Origin of the sequence: Halobellus salinus (assembly GCF_014646875.1) — an archaeon.
In the GTDB taxonomy this organism is placed as follows: Archaea; Halobacteriota; Halobacteria; order Halobacteriales; family Haloferacaceae; genus Haloquadratum; species Haloquadratum salinum.
This window is the reverse complement of the sequence record NZ_BMOC01000011.1, coordinates 12798-32667: the sequence shown is the minus strand read 5'-3', so window position 1 is coordinate 32667 and position 19870 is coordinate 12798. Positions and strand designations below refer to the sequence as shown.

General features: G+C 69.8%; 22 protein-coding genes and 1 tRNA gene. 15 read left to right on the top strand and 8 right to left on the bottom strand.

Annotated features, from left to right (window positions below; translation table 11 throughout):
• Window positions 1-29: 29 nt before the first annotated feature.
• The 6 genes from hflX to IEX72_RS09415 all read right to left on the bottom strand — a co-directional run bounded on the left by hflX (window position 30) and on the right by IEX72_RS09415 (window position 3680).
• Window positions 30-1355, bottom strand: coding sequence for a GTPase HflX (gene hflX, locus IEX72_RS09440; protein ID WP_188787134.1), 1326 nt, complete (start codon window positions 1353-1355; stop codon window positions 30-32).
• Between the two features lie 78 nt (window positions 1356-1433).
• Complete coding sequence (locus IEX72_RS09435; RefSeq protein ID WP_188787133.1) at window positions 1434-2126, bottom strand: DUF1405 domain-containing protein; 693 nt, start codon at window positions 2124-2126, stop codon at window positions 1434-1436.
• Window positions 2127-2226: 100 nt separating this feature from the next.
• Window positions 2227-2622 (bottom strand): PIN domain-containing protein, encoded by a 396-nt coding sequence (locus tag IEX72_RS09430; protein ID WP_188787132.1) that lies wholly within the window; start codon window positions 2620-2622, stop codon window positions 2227-2229.
• On the bottom strand, window positions 2619-2879 hold the full coding sequence (locus tag IEX72_RS09425; RefSeq protein ID WP_188787131.1) for an antitoxin VapB family protein: 261 nt from the start codon (window positions 2877-2879) through the stop codon (window positions 2619-2621). Before IEX72_RS09425 ends, IEX72_RS09430 begins: the two co-directional genes overlap by 4 nt.
• A 233-nt stretch (window positions 2880-3112) precedes the next feature.
• Window positions 3113-3568, bottom strand: a complete 456-nt coding sequence (locus tag IEX72_RS09420; protein ID WP_229663809.1) for a hypothetical protein — start codon at window positions 3566-3568, stop codon at window positions 3113-3115.
• A 40-nt stretch (window positions 3569-3608) separates the two neighbouring features.
• A tRNA-Ala gene (locus IEX72_RS09415) sits at window positions 3609-3680 on the bottom strand.
• A 235-nt stretch (window positions 3681-3915) separates the two neighbouring features.
• On the opposite strand from IEX72_RS09415, the gene IEX72_RS09410 reads away from it, so the two are divergent.
• From IEX72_RS09410 to IEX72_RS09395, 4 genes are read left to right on the top strand one after another with little or no spacing between them, the layout of a single operon-like run.
• Entirely contained in the window at window positions 3916-4383 is a 468-nt protein-coding gene (locus IEX72_RS09410; RefSeq protein ID WP_188787129.1) for a 30S ribosomal protein S15, read from the top strand.
• Window positions 4384-4390: 7 nt separating this feature from the next.
• Window positions 4391-5605 carry a hypothetical protein gene (locus IEX72_RS09405; protein WP_188787128.1) on the top strand — a complete coding sequence of 405 codons (1215 nt, stop codon included), beginning with the start codon at window positions 4391-4393 and terminating at the stop codon, window positions 5603-5605.
• Between the two features lie 46 nt (window positions 5606-5651).
• On the top strand, window positions 5652-5975 hold the full coding sequence (locus IEX72_RS15235; protein ID WP_229663808.1) for a KEOPS complex subunit Pcc1: 324 nt from the start codon (window positions 5652-5654) through the stop codon (window positions 5973-5975).
• Window positions 5972-6616 (top strand): 30S ribosomal protein S3ae, encoded by a 645-nt coding sequence (locus IEX72_RS09395; RefSeq protein ID WP_188787127.1) that lies wholly within the window; start codon window positions 5972-5974, stop codon window positions 6614-6616. The genes IEX72_RS15235 and IEX72_RS09395 overlap by 4 nt, the downstream gene beginning before the upstream one ends.
• A 54-nt stretch (window positions 6617-6670) precedes the next feature.
• Here IEX72_RS09395 and IEX72_RS09390 read toward each other — a convergent pair whose 3' ends face one another.
• On the bottom strand, window positions 6671-7123 hold the full coding sequence (locus IEX72_RS09390; protein WP_188787126.1) for a plastocyanin/azurin family copper-binding protein: 453 nt from the start codon (window positions 7121-7123) through the stop codon (window positions 6671-6673).
• A gap of 82 nt (window positions 7124-7205) precedes the next feature.
• Between IEX72_RS09390 and IEX72_RS09385 the strand changes: the two genes are divergently transcribed.
• Complete coding sequence (locus IEX72_RS09385) at window positions 7206-7907, top strand: protein sorting system archaetidylserine synthase (protein WP_188787125.1); 702 nt, start codon at window positions 7206-7208, stop codon at window positions 7905-7907.
• A 40-nt stretch (window positions 7908-7947) separates the two neighbouring features.
• Here the strand turns inward: IEX72_RS09385 and IEX72_RS09380 are convergent, their stop codons facing one another.
• Window positions 7948-8223 (bottom strand): DUF7111 family protein, encoded by a 276-nt coding sequence (locus IEX72_RS09380; protein WP_188787124.1) that lies wholly within the window; start codon window positions 8221-8223, stop codon window positions 7948-7950.
• 89 nt (window positions 8224-8312) lie between these two features.
• Between IEX72_RS09380 and IEX72_RS09375 the strand changes: the two genes are divergently transcribed.
• The 10 genes from IEX72_RS09375 (at window position 8313) to IEX72_RS09330 (ending at window position 19866) form a co-directional block, all read left to right on the top strand.
• Window positions 8313-8615, top strand: coding sequence for a helix-turn-helix domain-containing protein (locus tag IEX72_RS09375; protein ID WP_188787123.1), 303 nt, complete (start codon window positions 8313-8315; stop codon window positions 8613-8615).
• 115 nt (window positions 8616-8730) lie between these two features.
• The gene (locus IEX72_RS09370) at window positions 8731-9807 is read left to right on the top strand and encodes a phytoene/squalene synthase family protein (protein ID WP_188787122.1); all 1077 of its coding nucleotides are present in this window, start codon (window positions 8731-8733) and stop codon (window positions 9805-9807) included.
• A gap of 55 nt (window positions 9808-9862) precedes the next feature.
• Window positions 9863-10615, top strand: a complete 753-nt coding sequence (locus tag IEX72_RS09365; RefSeq protein ID WP_188787218.1) for a DUF7310 family coiled-coil domain-containing protein — start codon at window positions 9863-9865, stop codon at window positions 10613-10615.
• The gene (locus IEX72_RS09360) at window positions 10612-11079 is read left to right on the top strand and encodes a DUF7311 family protein (RefSeq protein ID WP_188787121.1); all 468 of its coding nucleotides are present in this window, start codon (window positions 10612-10614) and stop codon (window positions 11077-11079) included. The genes IEX72_RS09365 and IEX72_RS09360 overlap by 4 nt, the downstream gene beginning before the upstream one ends.
• Before the next feature lie 47 nt (window positions 11080-11126).
• Window positions 11127-13226 carry a type II/IV secretion system ATPase subunit gene (locus IEX72_RS09355; RefSeq protein ID WP_188787120.1) on the top strand — a complete coding sequence of 700 codons (2100 nt, stop codon included), beginning with the start codon at window positions 11127-11129 and terminating at the stop codon, window positions 13224-13226.
• A complete protein-coding gene (locus tag IEX72_RS09350; RefSeq protein WP_229663807.1) occupies window positions 13223-14974 on the top strand; it encodes a type II secretion system protein in 1752 nt (583 codons plus the stop codon). Before IEX72_RS09355 ends, IEX72_RS09350 begins: the two co-directional genes overlap by 4 nt.
• Window positions 14975-15043: 69 nt before the next feature.
• The gene (locus IEX72_RS09345; protein WP_188787119.1) at window positions 15044-15523 is read left to right on the top strand and encodes a DUF7283 family protein; all 480 of its coding nucleotides are present in this window, start codon (window positions 15044-15046) and stop codon (window positions 15521-15523) included.
• Window positions 15501-15914: a DUF7285 family protein gene (locus IEX72_RS09340; RefSeq protein ID WP_188787118.1), complete on the top strand. Its 414-nt coding sequence runs from the start codon at window positions 15501-15503 to the stop codon at window positions 15912-15914. The genes IEX72_RS09345 and IEX72_RS09340 overlap by 23 nt, the downstream gene beginning before the upstream one ends.
• Window positions 15911-16813: a DUF7284 family protein gene (locus IEX72_RS09335; protein ID WP_229663806.1), complete on the top strand. Its 903-nt coding sequence runs from the start codon at window positions 15911-15913 to the stop codon at window positions 16811-16813. Before IEX72_RS09340 ends, IEX72_RS09335 begins: the two co-directional genes overlap by 4 nt.
• Window positions 16813-19866 carry a DUF7286 family protein gene (locus tag IEX72_RS09330; protein WP_188787116.1) on the top strand — a complete coding sequence of 1018 codons (3054 nt, stop codon included), beginning with the start codon at window positions 16813-16815 and terminating at the stop codon, window positions 19864-19866. The genes IEX72_RS09335 and IEX72_RS09330 overlap by 1 nt, the downstream gene beginning before the upstream one ends.
• Window positions 19867-19870: the final 4 nt, after the last annotated feature.

The following is a 19870-nucleotide window of genomic DNA, read 5'->3' as shown; positions in this document are numbered from 1 at the left end:
ACCGGCGGGGCGGCGACCCCGATCACCGGTTAGTCGGCAGACTCTGTTTCGCCGGCGGGTGCGCGGACCTCGGCGGCCTTCGATCGTGCCTGTTCGACGATCGCGGGCCTGGCCGAGAACTCCACTACCACCTCCTCGCCGGTGTACTCCTCGCGCTCGACGTTGCCGTGGTCGTAGAGCCACGACACCAGGCTCATGGCGCCGTCGGCCAGCGGCAACAGGAGTCGTTCCTCCCGCCACGCCGGGAGTTCGGCCTCGATCCGGTCGGTCAACTCGCCGACGCTCTCACCGGTGAGTCCCGAGACCGCCACGGGGTTGGGCGCCAGCGCGTCCAGCGCCGCCCGCTTCCGCTCGAGTTCGGGACCGTCAACTCGGTCGATCTTGTTGAGCACCGTGACGATGGGCGCCTCGTTCCGTTCATAGAGGGTATCGTGGCAAGTCACCAACTTGTCGCGCATCGCTTCGACGGACTCGGAGGCGTCAACGACGAGTAACACGAGGTCCGCACGGTAGACCGAATCTAGCGTGGACTCGAACGACTCCACCAGCCAGTGCGGGAGGTCCGACACGAACCCGACTGTGTCGGTCAAGAGCACGTCCCGGGTTCCGGTGTCGGCCCGGCGCGTGGTGGTCCCGAGGGTTGTGAACAGCCGGTCCTCCGATTCGGCGGTCGGGTCGAGGTCCGGGTGGAGGCCCTCGTTCTCGCCGACGTCTAAGTCGTCCGCAAGCCGGCGCATCAGGGTTGACTTCCCGGCGTTGGTGTAGCCCGCAAGCGCAACCAGGTCGAACCCTGACTCCCGGCGTCGCTCTCTCCTGCTTTCCTCCTTGTCGGCGATGTCGTCTAACTCCTGTTGGATCCGGGAGATCTGGGCTTTGATGTCGCGTTCCCGAGATTCGTCGTACTCCCCGAGCCCCATGAACCCCGGCCGCTCGTCGCGCTTCGCCAACGACGCTTTCGCCTCCGCGCGCGGGAGTTCGTACCGAAGCTCCGCGAGCTCGACTTGGAGTTGTGCCTTCCGGGCGTTGGCGCGCTGGCCGAAGATCTCCAGGATGAGGGTGAATCGGTCGATCACCTCGACGCCGGTCGGGAGCTTCCCGCCGATGTTGTACGTCTGATACGGCCCCAACCGGTTGTCCACGACGACCGCCGCGGCGCCCGTCTCGGCGACCGCCCGGGCGAGCTCCGCGGCTTTGCCCTCCCCGAAGTGGTAGGCGGCGTCCTCCGTCCGAGACTGTGACCGGGTCGCGACGACGTCGTACCCTGCCGCGCGGGCCAGATCCGAGATCTCACTCAGATCGGCGTCCTCGCCGCTGTCGACGCGCTTGGCGACGACGACCGGGGTTCCGTCGCTCATCGGTGCCTCCCTCCGGTGGTCCGCGGGCGTGATCCTGACACTGTCTCCCGGACAGTAGGCCGTCGAACCACTTGAACGCTACCCGGACCCGGCGGATCGCGTTCGGCTCCCACTTTTGACCCCTCGAACGCGGATCGAGAGCGCGAGAAACGTCGCGAGGAGCGTCAGCGAGACCGCCGCGGCCGCGGCGATGTCGTGTGCAACGACGTTGTGGTTGCCGACGCTGACGAGGTGCGGGCCGAAGTACGTGTGGTGGTAGTCGCCGACGATGGGGATGAAGTAGTCGACGATGTCGTTGCACCCGAACCAGACGGCGGCGGCGCCGACGGCCGGAACCGTGAACCTCGCGTAGCGGTGGATCACGAGCGCCTGAAGCGCCATTCCGAGGTGGCCGACCAGTAGGAACCAGTAGTAGGGATCGCCGCTGGTGAGTACGTCGTTGATGGTGAGCTGGACGACGACGACCCAGAGGCCGTACTTGAGGTTCCCAACGAACGCCAAGGCGTGGAGCCAGTTCCGATTTCGGCCCGCCTTCCACGACACCAGGCTCGCGATCATACACAGCGTCACCATCGGGCTGTCGGGGACGACCGGCCACATCACGAGCGCGGTGTTCCCCAGCTGGAACCGGTAGTACCAGAACCCGAAGACAGTGCCCGCGAGGTTGACCGCGACGACCACCCAGACCAGGCGGAGCGTCAGGGTTTCGACCCTGGTGGGGAGGGGAGCGAGGTACGCCGGCAGGTCGTCTGTGGCGGGGATCGACGCCATCGTGAGTAGGTCTGTCGAGGCGGGGGTACAAGCGTTGCGGTTGTGAGTAGTTGCCGATGCAGACCCAGATGGGTGATCTCCTGCGTAACGAACCGAAATATCACTCGCCTCTTTCCCGGTACGTTTCCACGCCCAGCCCGTCGATATGAGTAAAATGATCGTCGGCGACGACGAGCGGAACGTCGAGAGACCGTGCTGTCGCGGCGATATAGATATCGCTCTTGTTGATCATCTTCCCGTCGGCACGAAGTTCGACGTAGATCTCGGCCGCTTCCGCGGCAGTCCCGTCCGTGAACGGAATGGGTACCACCCATTCGTACTTCGCCCTCGTTTCCTCCCGTGTCATCTCCTGAGTGATCATCAACCCGCGATACAGTTCGGAGAGTACGATGGTCGAAGCGCCGATCTCCTCTTGGTCGTGCGCGGCAAGGTAGGCGACCGCACCGTCGTCACCCGTGGCGTAGTCGACGAGAAACGAGGCGTCGACGAGCTTCACATGTCCTCCGAGAGGCGCTCGTCGATCCCGTCACCGAGTTCCTCCAAGGAATCGTCGGTGTCCGCGAGCCCCCGCGTGACTTCCGCTTTGAGGTCCGCCGCCTCCTCGCCGGCGAGAAAGCCGACGTTCGTTCGCCAGTCGGAGTCGAGTTCGTGGAGGATACGGTCGAGCATCTCGCTGAAGCTCTCGTCGCCGCGTTTGTGCGCCTTGAGCCGCTCGTATACGTCCTCTTTGATGCTGATGTTCTTCGATGCCATCCGTTGCTTTGTGTATGAGTGTGTGTACACATTAAGATTGCTGCCGGTTGTGGTCCGGTGACGTTGGAGGGTCAAAAATCCCGATAGAAGTCCCTGTCCGGCGGTTCGATCCTACAGCTACACACGCTCAGATGACTGGAATTTGCGAATCCGGCTCGGCTAAAAACAACCAGACTATGAAGTTGTGGCTGCTTTTTTGTACCGCTCTCGCCGATCAACAATCAGATACGCTGTCACCGACGAACCCCAACTTCCTCGGTGATCTCTTTGTACGTGTGCCCACCCTCACGCATCTCGAAGATCTCCATCACATCCTCCCAACGCTTCCCAGGAACCTGTCGACGCCTCTCTTCATCGTGGGCCATCCCGAACCGCGGACGCCCCAGATCATCACCGCGCTCCTTCTTCTCCTCGGTCGCGTTGATTGCCTTCTCATACTGTCGGCTATAACTACGTGAAGATTTTCGACACCCCGGGGTCTCGAAATACGTCACGCGACTATAGCCGACAGTATCAGTCTCCTCTATCTTCTCCTCGTACGCTGCGGCCGTCATCAAGATCTCGATGGCCGCCTGCATCGGGCCGGAGAGCTCGAAATAGCCCGCCGTTCTACAAACGGTCTGTCGCCACACGACAGTTACGGACTCGGCGGGAGTCACGCGAGCGACCGGAGGGAGCGAGCGTGACATCGCCGAGTCCACGACTGAGCGAACGAAGTGAGCGAAGAAGTGGACTCGGCGGGATTTGAACCCGCGGCCTTCCCCGTGCCAGGGGGATGATCTACCGCTGATCTACGAGCCCGAACGACATCGGATCGTACTGTTGTTCCGTTCTTAAGCGCTTCGACTCGGTCACCCGCGGCCGCGGGTCGCAACCCTTTTGTCGCCGTCTGTGGTGTTTCTACACGGGAACAGCACGGCCGCAAGTCCGACTCGCCGCGTTCTCGCGGCTTGGGATTGCGGAAGTGCGATGCGGTCGACACCCTCGACTGCATCACATCGTATCTTCTGCGGCCTGTGCCGTTCCAACCAACACAATGGCACGAATGCACACCCGCCGCCGCGGCTCGTCCGGTTCGGACAGGCCGGTGGCAGACGACCCCCCGGAGTGGAGTGACGTCGACCCAGACGACATCGAAGCACGCGTCGTCGAACTCGCAGAGCAGGGCCACGATCCGAGCGGGATCGGGCTGAAGCTCCGCGACGAAGGCGTCAAAGGCGTTCCCGTCCCCGATGTCAAGGCCGCGACCGGAAAGAAGGTCACCGAGATTCTCGAGGACAACGACTCGGCACCGGAGCTCCCCGAGGACCTCCGGAACCTGATGGAGCGTGCGATCCGGCTCCGTCGCCACGTCCAAGAGAACGGCCAAGACATGCAGAACAAACGCGCCCTGCAGAACACCGAGGCGAAGATCCGCCGGCTCGTCGACTACTACCGCGGTGACGAACTCGACGAGGAGTTCGTCTACACCTACGACGCCGCCGTCGACATCCTCGAAAACTGACCACCCGATGGCCTCACGAACCGACACCACCGCGGCCGCAGACGACCCCGTCGACAGCGTCGCGGCGGCGCTGTCGAGCGCGTCGTTCGTCCGACTGCTCGCCAGCGCGGACGGCGACGGGCTGGCGGCCGCAGGGCTACTCGCTCGGGCGCTTCGGCGCGTCGACGTCCCCTTCCAGGTTCGCGTCGACGCGCTGGGCGCCGGCAGACCGTCCAGCGGCGACGACGGCCTGTTTGTCGGTGTCGGTTCGGCGTACGTAAACGCGGACGCGACAGTCGCACCGGAGACCGCCCCCGCAAGCCTCCGGGCGTCCCGGATCGCCGCGGAGGTGGGCGGGACCGACGCCGCTGCGCCCGACCCGGTGCTCGCGCTCGCCGGCGTCGTTGCCGACGGAGCCCACCCGGCATCGGTCGCGGGCGAACTCGTCGCGGCCGCCGAGGACGCCGGCTCGGCCGTCCAGCGTCCCGGGGTATCGATCCCCGTCGACGACGCTGTCGACGGCCTCACCCACTCGACGCTCCTGCACGCGCCGTTTTCGGGCGACCACGATGCCGCGGCAGCCGCGGTGTCGTCGCTGTCGCGCTCCGACAACGGGGCGGATTCGGACTCCGCGGCGGACACCGAAACTCGACGGTCGCTCGCCTCGCGCGTCGCGCTCGCAGTCGCCGGCGACAACGATGCGGTGCCGCGGGCGGCCGACGCCGTCGAACGCGCGGTCCGGCCGTACACGACGCCCGACGCGCCGGTCGCGACCCTGGGTGGGTTCGCGGACGTGTTGACCGCCACGGCTCGGGAGCGACCCGGGACGGGAGTCGCGCTCGCGCTCGGTCACGGCGGCCGCGACGCCGCCCTCGACGCGTGGCGCGAGCACGGCCGCACGGTTCACAGCGCGCTCGACTCGGCGTCGACGACCCGCCACGACGGCGTGTTCGTCGCCCGGGTTGACGAGGCGGCAGCCGGAACGCCGGGTCGGCTGGCGACGCTCGCACGGCTCGCCCGGGATTTCCGGTCGCCCGAACCGCTCGTTGTTGCGGTCGGCGACGGTATCGCCGCCACCTCGGCTCGTGAGTCCGGCGCGGCCGACGCCGCCGCGACGCTCGCCGCCGAGTTCCCCGCCGCGGCGGTGGGGTGGACCGGTGGGCCCACTCGGGCGCTCGCGGGCATCGCCACCGGCACGCCCGTCCCGGAGATGGTCGCCGCGATCAGGAGGCAGTCGACGTGACCGCCTGCACGGCCGTGGCGACCGACACGACGGAGGGGCCCGCACAATGACCGACCGATCCGACTCGAGCCACGACCGATCCGACTCGAGCCACGACCGAACAGACGCGCAACCGACGCCCGAGAGGGCAAGCGACTCGCAGTCGCGAACCGCCCGCCTCCGGACCACCCACGCCGACGCCGAGACGGTGGCGGCGGCGCTCCGTCCGGACAACACCGATTCGATGGAGGTGGCCGTTGAGGGCGACCAGCTCGTGACGACCGTCTCCCGGAAGACGACCGGCGGGCTCCAATCCACGGTGGACGACACCGTGGTCAACCTGACGGTGGCCGACGCCATCGTCGACACGACACGAACACACAACTCATGAGCGAACGATCAGTATCCAAGCAGCGAGACGGCAAGCGATGGTACGACCTGATCGCGCCGGAGCAGTTCGACCGGACCGAACTCGGCTCGACCTTTGCGGACGAGCCCGACAAGGTCTACGGTCGAACCGTCGAGGTCACCCTCGGCGACATCACCGGCGATCAGGGCGAGAACAACACGAAGCTCACTTTCAAGGTGAACGACGTGTCCAGTGACGCGGCTTACACCGAGTTCGTCAAACACGAACTCGCACGCGACTACGTCCGCAGCCTCGTGCGGCGTGGGGCCTCGAAGGTCGACGTCGCGATCACGGTGCTGACCACGGACGACTACCGCGTCCAGCTCCAGCCCGTCGCGTTCACCACAAAGAAGGCCGACCGGAACCAAGAGAAGGCGATCCGGCGCGTGATGATCGACCTCGTCAGGGAAGCCGCAGCCGAGCGGACCTTCGACGAACTCATCGACAGCGTTATCGAAGGGCGGCTTTCGTCGGCCATCTACGGCGACGCGAAGACCATCTACCCGCTCCGGCGGGTCGAAGTCCAGAAACTCACCCTCGAAGCGCGGCCCGAGGAGGTCGCCGCCGAGGAGGAGGCTGCCGTCGACGTCGACGAGGGCGACATCGCGGTCGACGACGCCTGACTGGCCGGCCGACTCACTTTTTCCGACGCGAGTGCCGACCCGGGCGGCTCCGCATTACTCCTTGACGACGACAGTTCCGACCATACCCGATGCCTCGTGAGGGAGACACACGTACTCGTACTCGCCGGCGACCTCGAAGGTGTGCGACCACGTGTCGCCGCTGTCGATGAGCCCGCCGAGTTCGGAACCGAACGCGTCCCGGGCGGCTTCGGTCGAGTCGTAGCCGCCGCTGGCGAAGAACGCCGCCTCGTCGGGGATCCCCGAGTCGTACGCCGTAACGGTGTGCCCGCGGGAACTGGTGTTGGCCCACACAACGGTGTCGCCGACGGAGACCGTGATCTCCGTGGGGTCGTACGCGACGGCCGTCATGCCGACATCGTAGTCGCCTTCGGGGCTGTCCCCACCGCCCGCACACCCCGCGACGCCGACCGCCCCAACACTCCCGAGGGCGGCGAGCACACGCCGACGGGTGACGGTACTGAGGTCCCGCGATTGGTGTTCTGTCATACTCGGATCTCGGGGGGCGAGCGGTATATGCGGCGCGGTCCGGATATAAAAAGGTATACCTGTCCTCCGAGACGGCCGTGGTATGAAGCCGCGGTTCGTGGGTCGATTGGGGCTCGCCGACGTGGTGACAGTCTCCAACGCCGCACTCGGGTTTCTAGCGGCCGTCGCCGCAACCGTCGACATCGGGCTCGCGGCGCGGTTGTTGTTGCTCGCGTCCGTCGCAGACGCCCTAGACGGCGTGGTGGCCCGTCGCCGCGGCGGGACCACAGTCGGCCCCTATCTCGACTCCCTCGCGGATGTCAGCTCCTTCGGCGCCACCCCCGCGCTGGTGGTCACGATGGCGGTCGCCGAGGCGTGGGGGCTCGCAACTCCCCGCGGCGCGGTTGCTGTCGCCGGTGCGGCGCTGTTCGTCGCGACCGCAGTGACCCGGCTCGGACTCTACACCGCCTACGACAGCGACGCCGCCGAGACCGAGGGTGTCCAGACCACGCTCGCGGCGACAATCCTCGGCGCAACCGTCCTCGCGGGGTTCACCGCTCCGATCGTCCTGGCGCCGCTGACATTCTTGCTTGCGGGTCTCATGCTCGCGCCGATCACCTACCCCGACCTCCACGCCCAAGACGCGGTGGTGATGGGGATCGTTCAGGTGGCCGCGATCGGGCTCGGCGGTCGGATGGGGCGCCAGCTGGTCGGCTCGATCGGCCGCGGGTTCGCATTCGGCCTCTTGTTCCTCTCGCTTTCGTACCTGTTTTTGGGACCGCGGTTCTACTGGCGCCGGGATTGAACCTCGGTCGTCCGCGCTACGTCGGCGTGTCCGCCCGGACCTACATTCCCATGTCGGCCGCGGCGTCGGGAACCGGAATATCGTGCGGCGACACGCCGAGCAACTCGCCCGCGTGGTCGAGCGCCATGTCGAACCCGTAGTAGCGCTCCAACTCGTCGCCGTCGGTCGTGGGGCGGACCTTCAGCATTGCGTAGCCCTCGCTGTTCTGCGCAATCGCGGCCGTCCGACCGTCGGCCTCGAAGGAGAGCACCCGTTCGGTCTCGGTTTCGCTGTACCGGGCAGTGATGCCGTTCGTCGTCGTCTCTTCGCTCGCCATACGCTGTTTTGGGATGCGGGACAGTCGAAGGTGTCGGTTCCTCGGACCGGAAGCGAAAACGGTGTGACGGTTCGGAGCCACGCTCCGGTATGACGCAGTGGCTCCAGAGCGGGCGGCGCCGGGACATCTGTGCGCTGCTCTACGACGCGGGGACGCTCCGCGGCCAGCGACTGAAATCGGAACTCGAAGCCGCCTACGACACCCGGATCGATCCGACGGCGTTCCACGGCAGCCTCAACGCACTCGTTGATCACGGACTCGTTGCCGAGGAGCGCAACGGGATCCACGACGTCTACCGGCTGACCGATGCGGGCGTTGACGGCGTCGAGTCGTACTATACGTGGCTCTCAGTGTGCGTTGCCGATGACTCCCCCGAGAGGTCGGACGCGTGACCGATGTGTTGTGGATGACACCACACTCAACAAGAAGCTGGCGTGTGTCCGCGACGCCGCCCGAAGCGCCCCACGAAGCTTTTTATTCCGCCCGTCGTAGGACTGATTACTCCGAATGTCTCAGCAGGATGACCCTCCCCACGTCGACCGGGCCGACCTCCAGTGGTGCCACGACTCGGTACAGGGGGTGTCCCGCACCTTCGCGCTCACCGTGGACGTGCTCGAAGAGCCGATGTCGTCGTACATCTGTCTCGGGTATCTCGTCTGCCGGATCGCCGACACTGTCGAGGACGCCTCCCACATTCCGCCGGCTGAACAGGCCGAACTGCTCCGAACCTACGACGCCGTCCTCGACCCCGACGACGACACGGACGCCGACGTGTTTGTGGCTGCCGTCGAGCCGTACCTCCCCGCCGACGGGGAGCTGACCGACGACTGGGCGGTCGTCCGCGACAGTCCCCGGGTGATCGACACCTTCCGAAGCCTCCCCGCGGACGTCCAGCGCGCGGTCGTCCCACCGGCGCGGGAGTTGGTTCGGGGAATGGCCGAGTTCGTTGAGCGGTACGACAACAACGGCGGACTCCGGATCCAAACCCGGAGTGAACTCGAAGAGTACTGCTACTACGCCGCTGGGACGGTCGGTAACCTGATCACGAACCTGGTGACGCGCCACGACGTGACCGCCGACCGCCGCCGCCGGCTCTACGACACCGCCGAGGAGTTCGGGCTCTGCCTCCAACTCGTGAACATCTCGAAAGACGTCTACGACGACTACACCGCCGAAGACAACGTCTATCTCCCCGCAGAGTGGCTGGCCGACGAGAACGTGCCCCAGGAAGCGGTCCTCGACGACGACCACCAGTCGGGCGCGGCGTCGGTGGTCCGCCGGACCGCGGAGTTCGCCGGGTCGTTCCTCGACGACGCCCAGACCTACCTGGAGGCGGTCCCGCTGCGGGACGGAAACACCCTGGCTGCCTGGGCGATCCCGTTCCTGCTCGCGGTCGGCACTCTCCGCGAACTGCTCGCCCGACCGGAGGACGCGCTGGCGTCGACCGGGGTGAAAATCTCTCGCCAAGAGGTGCTGGCGGTGGTCACGGAGATGCGCGACGACGGGACCCGCGAATCGCTCGGCGACCTCCGGGAGGAGGTCGCAGCGGGACCGTACCACCGCGCGGCGTCGAGTTTGGATTGAACAGTCCCCCGCTCCGAACCGGAGGTTCATACCGGATGCCGCGGCCACCGGCGGTATGCCGACGGAAACGACGCCGAGTGAGCCGAGCACCACCACACCGCCGACGGCCGACCGCGTCGCCCACGACCGCCCCGCCGACACGACTGAGGCGACCGGGTCGGACGAACCCGGATCCGGCCCCTCAGACGTGCCCGAGTCGGTGGCGGCTCCCGATCGGGGTGCCAACGGCTCGGACACCGACCGAGTCGCGGCACTCGAACGCCGAGTGACTGACCTCGAAGCCGAACTCGACGCGGTTCGCGGCCTTCTCGACGGCGTCGAAACCGTCGACGAACGGGTCGAACGCCGGGCGTCGGCCGCGCTTTCGAAGGCCGAAACGCTGGAGAAGCGGTTCACAGCCGAAGCGACGCTGGTCCGCGAGCGGCTGCCGGACCCGGGTGGGGACCGCCGCCGTGAGGGGAGCGACGACCGAACACCTCGGCGCCGCACTGCCGAACCGGATCCGGAGGACGGGCCGCAAGCGGGGTCGCAGATCCGGGATGGAGTCGATCAGGGCGCCGGGCGGCACGCCGGCGCGCCCAGCACACCCGAACCTGACGCCGGGGCGTCGACAGGGCCGCCCGGGAACGGGCGGAGCAGCCCCGCCACCGCGAACGCGACCGACGGGGGGTCGGCCGGACCCGGCGCGATCACCAGTGTCGGGTCGGGTAGGTCCGCCGACAACGCGACCCGAATTGAGGATAACGCGACCCGGACCGACGACGCAGAGCGGTCGCTCGCCACACGGCTCCGCGACGCGTTCCGGTGATCCGGCTGGTCGTCGCCGCCGCGCTCGCGGTCGCGACCCTGGCGGTGGCGCTCCCGGCGGTCGACGACGCGCGGACGGCCCGGAGCGACACGCTGATCGAGAGGACCGCCGACCGAGTCGAACGCGCGGGACGGGCGCTCGCGACGACGGAGGACGCCGTCCCGACGCGGTCGACAGCGGCGACGCGGCGCGTCGCGTTCACCCTCCCGGAGCGGTCGCTGACCGCGGCACAGCCCGGGTTTGTCGCGGTCGGCGGCCCCCCTGGAGGCCCCGGAAACCGGTCGACGGTCACCTACGCCGTGTCGTCGCCGACCCACCGCCACCACCTCGGGATACCGATCCCCGTCCGGACACCCCAGGGGCCGGTCGTGTTCCGTGACCCGGGTCCTCACGCGGTGGACCTGGCGCTGGTCCGCGGTGACGACGGACCCGAACTCGTGGTCACCAGGGCCGCCGACTGGTGACCGGTGTGCGGCGATGATTTATATACCGGAACGGGACCACCCGGCGTATGCCTCTGGACGGTATCCCGTCGCTCGGAGTCGATCCCGCCGGGTCGCTCGCGGGGGTCACAGCGGCTCTCGGGACGGCGGTTGGGACCGACACGGAGAGAGACGGGTCGACGACGGCCGACACCACGGCGAGGGACGCAGTCGCGGAGTCGACCTGCCGGTGTCACGTCACTGTCGAACGCACCGGCGGCGTGACCACAGCAGACCGGCGGGACCTCGTGGTTGACGCCGACGCGTGCCCCGGCGACGGCGACCTGTCGACCAGTCCCGAGTGCCGGGCGACCGTGATCGGTGCACTCGCCGACCGCGACGTGGACGGCGTCCGGACGCGGTCGAGCGGCGTCGAGCGGACCTACACCGACGAGTCGGTCGGGGTGCTCGTCGCCGCGGGTCGGTTCGTCGAACGGGCGGCGTTCCACGACCGCGACCTCGCCGACCACGCACGCCGGGACCCCATCGCCGCAGCGCACAGCGCCGCCGGACGCGCCGGCGCGATGGCTCGGATCGCCGCCGAGTCGGGACTCGCCGCGGGCGCCGACCGCGTATCGGAGCGATCGGAGTCGGGGCTCACTGAGGGGCGCGCGGCCGACGGCGACACCGACGCTACCGACCGCTGCACGTTCCACGCGTTCGTCGGGCCGACGCTCTCGAAGGCACTCATCTCTCGTCGGCTGCCCGCGGATGCGGCGCGTGAGGCGACGCACGACCTCCCGACGGACGCCGGCGTCCGCCGGTACCGGACCGACAACGGCCCCGTCTACCACCTCCGCCCGGTCGCACACGACCTCGCCACCGACGCGATGGCGACGCTCGCGACCGCATACGACCTCCTCGCCAACGGCTCGGTCGGCGGCGGGCCCCGGGCACCGGGGCGGGCGGTCCGGCGGGTCGCGGGCGACGACGACCCGGTCGAGACGCTTGCAGCGATCCTGACCCGCCACACCCGCGGTCTCGGCGTGCTGGAGCATTTCTTCGCGGACGACCGCGTCTCGGACGTTGTCGTCTCGGCGCCGGTGACCGAGTCGCCGGTCAAGGTCGTGGTCGGGGGAGAGCGTATGCGGACGAACGTCCGGCTCACCCCGGACGGGGCGGCGTCGCTCGCCTCGCGGTTCCGCCGGGAGAGCGGCCGGTCGTTCTCCCGGAGTTCGCCGACACTCGACGCCTCGGTCGTCGCCGAGACGGGGCGACGGGTGCGGGTCGCCGGAGTGACCGCGCCCGCGAGCGACGGCGTCGGGTTCGCGTTCCGCGTCCGCGACGACGACGCGTGGACGCTCCCCCGGCTAGTGGCTGCGGGCGCGCTCCCGCCGCGTGCCGCCGCCACACTCTCGCTCGCGGTCGAACGCGGCGCGGCGACCATCGTGGCCGGCACCCGCGGAGCCGGCAAGACCACGCTCTTGGGCGCGTTGCTCTGGGAGCTCCCGGTGTCGACGCGGGTTGTGACCATCGAGGACACGCCCGAACTCCCGGTGGAGTCGCTTCGGGACCACCACCGCGACGTCCAGGCGCTTCACACCGACGCGGGGGGGAGCGTCGGATCGGGGCCCGACGCCGGGTCGTCCGGCCGGTCGATCCCGCCGGCCGAGGCGCTCCGGTCGGCGCTCAGGCTGGGTGAAGGCGCGCTCGTCGTGGGTGAGGTCCGCGGCGAGGAGGCGAGTGCGCTCTACGAGGCGATGCGGGTCGGGGCTCACGGCCACGCGGTGCTCGGGACGATCCACGGCGACTCCGCGGCCGCGGTGTGTGAGCGCGTTGTCTCCGACCTCGGCGTCCCGGTCTCGTCGTTCGCTGCGACCGACCTGGTGGTGACCTGCGCCCGCGACGGCGAGGACCGACGCGTCGCCGCCATCGAGGAGGTGCGCGGCAGCGACGGCGACGTGTCGTTTACTCCGCTTTTCGATCGCGGCAACGGCGAGCTCCGCTCGACCGGCGTCGTCGACCGCGGCGACAGCGTCGCCTTCGAGCGGCTCCGTGCCGACGGGGAGTCACACGCGGCGCTGCTTGACGCCGTCGAGCGGCGCGCAACCCGGTTCAAGCGGCTCTCGGACGCTAGACTGACCCGACCGGACGACCGCGACCGGGTGCGTGGAGGCGCCGGACGGTGACCTGGGTCGACCCGCGGATCCGGAAGGTCACCCGGGGGGTGGCGGAGCAGTACCCGGGAACGGTCGAGCCGACGAGCGAACTCCATCGTGCGCTCGCGTTCCTCGATAGCGACCTCCGGGCCGACACTGTGGTCCGCGCCGGGTATGTCGTTGCGGTGCCCGCAGCGATCCCGTGTCTCCTCGCGCTTGTCGTACTTCCGGGAGTCCCGCTACCGGCGGCGGTACCGGCCGCTATCGGGATCGGGCTCGGCGCGACCCACGTCTGCCACCGGCTTCCGGTCGCCGCGGCGACGCTCCGCCGAACACGGGCGCTCGGGGACGCGCCGGGGCTGGTGGCGCGGGCAGCGCTCCGGCTCAGGCTCGCGGCGACGCCGGAGCGGGCTGCCACCTTCGCGGCCCGATCGGGATCGGGGCCGCTCGCCCGGAGCCTCGCGGCCCACACCGACCGCACGCGTGGGGAATCTGCGACTGGCTTCGAGGGGTTCGCCGACGAGTGGCGGTCGTGGTTCCCCGCACTCGATCGCTCGGTGTCGCTCCTCGTGTCGGCGGTCGACGCCCCACCCGACGAGCAGGAGGCCGCCCTCGACCGCGCGCTTGAGACGGTCCTCGACGGCGCACACGACCAGATGGCCGCCTTCGCGGGGGAAGTCCGCGCCCCCGCGAGCGGGATCTACGCGTTCGGCGTGCTCCTGCCGCTCGCGCTCGTCGGCGTTGTCCCCGCGGCCCGCGCCGGCGGTGTCTCGATCCCGGCAGCGGCGTTTATCACTCTCTACAACGCGGTTCTCCCGGTCGGGCTGGTCGCCGCCGGCGCGTGGCTGCTTCTCCAGCGGCCGATCGCGCTCCCCCCGGCGCGGGTCCGATCCGCCCACCCCGACGTGCCGTCCGGAAGGATTCGAGGAGTGGCTGCGGGGACGCTCGGAGCCGTCGGCGGCGGGGTGGGTGGGTCTGTGGTCGCGTCGTGGGCCGCGCCGATCGCCGCCGTCGGGGTCGGCGTCGGTGCCGGCCTCGCCGTCCACTACCGACCGATGGCTCGCGTCCGGGCTGACGTTCGTGACATCGAGTCGGGGATCGCCGACGCGACCGCGGTGGTCGGACGCCGGGTCTCCGCGGGCGAGTCCGTCGAAACCGCGGTCGAATCCGCCGCAGACGCCACCACGGGGCGGACCAGCGACCTATTTGCGACGGCCGCGGGCCTCCAGCGCCGGCTCAGGGTCGGTGTCCGGCGGGCGTTTCTGGGTGAACACGGCGCGCTGGCCGACGTTCCGAGCCCTCGAACCCGAGCGACGGCATCCCTCCTGTCGGTCGCGGCCGCACAGGGGCGGCCCGCCGGGGCCACGCTCGTCACGCTGGCGGATCACCTCACCGAGCTCCGGCGGGTCGAGGCGGAGGCGCGGCGGGAACTCGCTGCGATCACCGGGACGCTGCGGCACACGGCCGCGGTCTTCGCCCCGCTCGTCGGCGGCGCGACCGTGGCGATGGCGACGCAGATGGCCGCCTCCGAGTCAACGCTCGCCACCAGCGGATCGGTCTCCGGGTCGGCCCCGGGCGCTGCGGTTCTTCCGCCGTCGACTCTCGGGCTCGCGGTCGGTGTGTACGTTCTCGCGCTGGCGACGATCCTCACCGCGGTTGCGGTTGGACTCGACCGCGGACTCGACCGGGCGCTGGTCGGCTACCGGGTCGGGATTGCGCTTCTGTCCGCGACGCCGACGTACGTGGTCGCGTTTCTGGGTGCGTCGATGCTGTTCTGACTCGGGGCGCCACGACGGTGGCCCCTGCCGTCACGAGACTTTAAATCCCATCCCGGGACCATCCACCCCGTGTTCGACTTCGCTATGGAGGCGTGGTACGGGTGGTTCGGGCTGTCGATGGCTGGCGTTGCACTCTTCGGCGCGGCGGCGGGGCTCCCCACAGCACCGCCACCAGACGCCGGCGCCGCGGGCGCGACGATCGATCGGGTCGCCGCCGCGGAGTATACCGCCACGGCGGAACACCCGCTGGACGCAACCGAGGTCAGGCTGGGGACACGCCGGATCGGGCTCCGGTCGGACGCCGGGACCGCACACGCCACGCTCTCGTTCGGGCCGGTCACGCCGGTTCCGGCGGGCGATTCGGAACTGCGGGACGTGCTGTACGGAACGCCACCGGACCGGGCCTTCGAGTCGCCGACCGAGTTCCGGCAGTCGGTTGTCGACGCACGAGCCAACGCGAGCAACGCCCCGTGGCGCACTGTAGACCGGACGCTGATCGTCCGCCGAGTCTCGTGGGAGGGGGTCGATGTCGTCCTCGTCGACGCGTGAGGCGGCCGGCCGCGGGCAGACGACGCCGATCGTCGCACTTGTCGCGCTGTTCGCGATCTGTGCCGGCGTCTCGCTGTACGCGTCCACGCTCCTCGGGGTGACACCGACCGAAACCGGGAACGCGCTCGCGGAGCCGACGCTGGAGCGCGTCTACGACGCTGTCAACGAGGGGGGCGTGGTCTCGCCGACCGGGCTATCACAGGCCGAGCGCGTCGCGCCCGACGGCTACCTGCTCGCGGTGGCGATTACGACCGAAGACGGGCGCTGGACGAGCGGGACCCGCCCGCCCGCCGGATCCGAGGGTGTCGACACCGCTACCCGGCCGGTCGCGGTTTCGACCGCGGAGGGCGGCGTGATCTGGGGGCGCCTCCGCGTCTGGGTGTGGCGATGAACGCCGCGATCGACGCGGTGGTCGCCCTGCTCTTGATCTCCGCGGCCGTCGGCGTGGTGGTGACGGGGAGCGACACGCCGGCGGCCGAGCCGGAACCGGACCGCGCCGATGCCGTCGCCGACGCGCTCGCGGCGACGACCGCGACGGTAAACTACTCGCTCGCACCGGGCGTCAGGGAACTGAACCGATCGGGCTGGGGCACCGACCGACGGGGACAGACGGGGAATCAAGAACTCCGCCGGACGACACACGGCAGCCTCGCCGGCCTCCTCGCCCGGGCCGCGACCGCGTCGAGCGGCGTCGCGCTCCACACTGACGAACCGCCGGAACGGAACCCGATCACCGGAACGCGAGCGGGGTTTCGGTCCGCCGTCCGCGACGCGGTGCGGGCACGGACCGGGGCGGGAGCCCGTATCGACGCCGTGTGGCAGCCATACCCCGATGCACCGGTGGGCGGACGCGTCGGAGTCGGCCCGGAACCGCCGAGCGACGGCGTCCACGCCGCGATCCTCACGATCCCGACGGGCGTCGAACCGGTTCCGGCCCACGCGACGGCGACGTTCGGGGGCCTCGGGCACGCCGTCGCGTCGCGAACCGTGGAAGTCTTGCTCCCGCACGGGTCCGCGCGGATCACGCTCCGCGGCGACGACCCGGAGGCCGCGCTCGTGGCGCACCGCTACGCGCGGGTCGCGGCGGCGACGAACGCGTCGGTCGCGGAGCCGCTTGCGACTGAGGACACCGCCGCCGCCAACGCACGACTCACCGAAGCGCTGGCCACGCGGATGACGGCGGAGCTCAGATCCAAGTACGACCACCCGAGCGACGCCGCGGAGGCGGCTTCTGTCTCATCGGTCCGGATCGTGGTCCGAACCTGGAGCGCCCCGCCGGAGGTGGCCTGATGCGGCTCGCCGACGACAACCGCGCCCGGGTCCCGTTTGCGCTGATCGGCGTGCTGCTGCTCGTCGGGAGCGCGACGTTCGCGGCGTCGCTGTCGACGCGCGGCCCCGGACCCGTCGACAAGTCCGCCGACGCCGCCGCCGAGCGCGTTGACGCCGAAACGACCGCTGCGCTCCGGACCGCCGTCCGGGACGCCGCCCGCGCCGCCGCACGAGACCCGGTCACTGTTGCCGCCGAAGACGGCCCCGGGAGCGCGCTCGTGGGCCCGAACACCTTCCGCCGGTATCTCCGACTCCGGATCTTCCTGTCGGCCCGCGACGCGGTCACGCCGGTCGAACACCGCCGTGGCGACGCCGTTGCCCGCGTCTCGCTCGGCGGGTCGGTCGACACCGTGTCAGAAGCGATAGACCGCGTCTCTGTGTCGGGCGTCGACGGCGGGACCGAACTCCGGGCGACGGTCCGTGGACTCGTGTTGCGCGTCGAGCGCGACGGCCGCGTCGTCGACACCCGACGTCTGAACCGGACCGTGACCGTGGCTGTCCCGACCCTCGCGCTCCACGACCGCACAACCGCGTTCCAAAAGCGGCTGGACGCCGGCCCCTTGGAGTCGCCCGGGCTCGCGCGGCGGATGACGGTCGGGCTCACTGCCGTGGCGCAGGCACGGGGGCTCGGACAGTACGCGGGGCTCCCGATCTCGAACGTTGTCGCTACCCACCACGTCTCGCTCTCGACGAACGCCGGACTGCTCGACGCCCAACGCGCGGCGTTCGGCCGCACTGACCCCGACGCCGCTGCCGGGGTGCGCGCTGCGACCCTCCGGACCGGCGCGACCGACCTGCTCTCCCCGCACGCCGACTCGCAGGTCGTCTCCGCGGTCACCGGCGAACTCCCGGACCCCAACGCACCGGAGCGGGCGGCGGGCGGTGGCAGCGGCGCGCTCCCGGCCACCCGGACGGTGTCGGTCAGCGTGAACGGAACCGCTGACGCGGCGTTCCTGTCGCTGCTTCGAGGGGAGAACGGCGAGTCCCTGGAGTCGATCCGGCAGAACGGCTACGGCGCCGATATCTCGGTCGGGGCCGACCGCCGGACGATCACCAGCGGGGACCGACCGGGCCCGGACCCGCCGGGTGAGAACTGGACGCTTGCGTACGCCTCCGTTTCGACGACCGTCTCCGTCGCCGGTGGGGGGAGCGCCCGCCCGGTCGAGCCTGTCGGAGTGGGTGAGCGGCTACTCTACCGAGCGACTCGCCGGGTCGTCGAACGACACACCGTCCAGCGGACCTGGGTCAAGCCAAACATCAGCGCGCGGACGACCGCCGCGTCGTGGCGCGACACCCATCGGGTTCGCGTGACCGCCACCGCACGCCTCGACGACAGCCGTGCACCATCCCGACCCGTCCGGCCGGCCTTCGAGTCCGGCGGCGTACTCGATGGTCCGAACCTCAGAGATGCGAACGCCGCGGCCCGGACGGTCGTGTCCGGCCTCGGCGGCGCAGACGGGATCGCACGGAACGCGGTGACCGGCGGCCGGACGAGCGCGTCGACCTCGGTGGCCGGCGACCGTCCCGACGGTCTCGACCCGTGGATCTACAAGGACCTCACGGGGCTCCGTGAACGGGTACGGAACATCTCGGTGACTGTCGCCGCGAGCGACGCCGCGACGGGTGGTGATAACGGCGCCGCACGGCTGGCCGCCGCCGTCCGTGATCGACGGGCGGAACTCGTCGATGCACCGCGGGAGTACCACGGCGTCGCAGACCGGAGCCGGGTGGCCGCCCGCGTGGCCTACCTCGATCGGGTGCTCGCCCGCCTCGACAGCCGCGCGGGCCGGACCGACGACCGGAACGACGGCATCGGGCGGGCGCTGGACGCCGCCGGCATCACCCCAGAGCGAGCGAACGAACTCGCGGACCTCACCCCCGAACCACCCACGCCGCGGGCTACCGTCGGATCCGACACGGGCGTCCGTGGGACGACGGTGTTCATCCCCGACGGCGACCCGGCGTACCTCTCCTCGGGGGCGGTTGACGGCCGGCTCGTCGACGGCATCGCCGACGACGAACAGTACGTCGGGCTCGCAGTCCGGAACCTGAACGTTTTTGCGATCCCCTACGGTGACACCGCTGACCTCGTCACCCGGACGCTGCTCGGCGATCCCGGACGTGTCTCGCTGCACACCGCTGGCGGGGCACTCGTCGCCGCAGACCGGACGCTCGCGGAGCACCCGGATCCGACGCTCCGGAGCCGACGCGACGCGCTCGAACCGAACGTGGAGCGCTCGATGCGGGCGGTCAGACATACCGCGATCGAATCTCTCGCCCGGGAAACCTCGCTCACGACCGAGCAGCGACGCAACGCCGTCGACCGCGCGTTCAGTCAGTGGGACACCCCCGGGGAACGCGCTCTCGCGGCGACGGACGGATCGCTCGCCCGAGCGACGGCCGAGGCGGCGGTCGCGGAGGTGTCAACCCACGGCGGCGACAGTGACGTGGTCAAGGATCGGCTCCGAACCGCGCTCCGTGTCGACCTCCGCCGGGTTGCGACCGCAAAGCGCGTCCGCGTGCCGGAAGACGCTGTCGACGGTGTGGTCTCCGAGCGGCGGAAGATCGTCGAACGGGAGACGAACAACCTCGCGGAGAACGCGACTGAGGTCGCGATCGAGCGCGGGAGCAAGGGCAAGGTCGGTGGCGTCCCCGCCGGACTACCGATCTCGCCCAGTCTCAGCCCGTGGGTCGCGACGGTCAACGTTTGGGTGATCGAGTCGAAGGGGGCATACGGCCGGTTCGCCGTACACACCGAGTCGGGGTCGACCACCTACGTCCGCGACGGACAACAGGTCGGACTCGATGTTGACGGCGACAGCGTCGCAGAGCCGATGGGCCGGAGCAAGCGGATCGAGTTTAGCGTGCGGACGGTTTCGGTCGTGGCTGTGCCGTCAGGTGGGCTTGGCGTCGGCGACACCGACGGCAACGCCGACGAGCGGTCGGTCGCGTGGCGCGATCCCAAACCGGGGCCGCGGTGCGTGACGCCGACCGGGGAGTGTTCGCGGGAGTGACTCA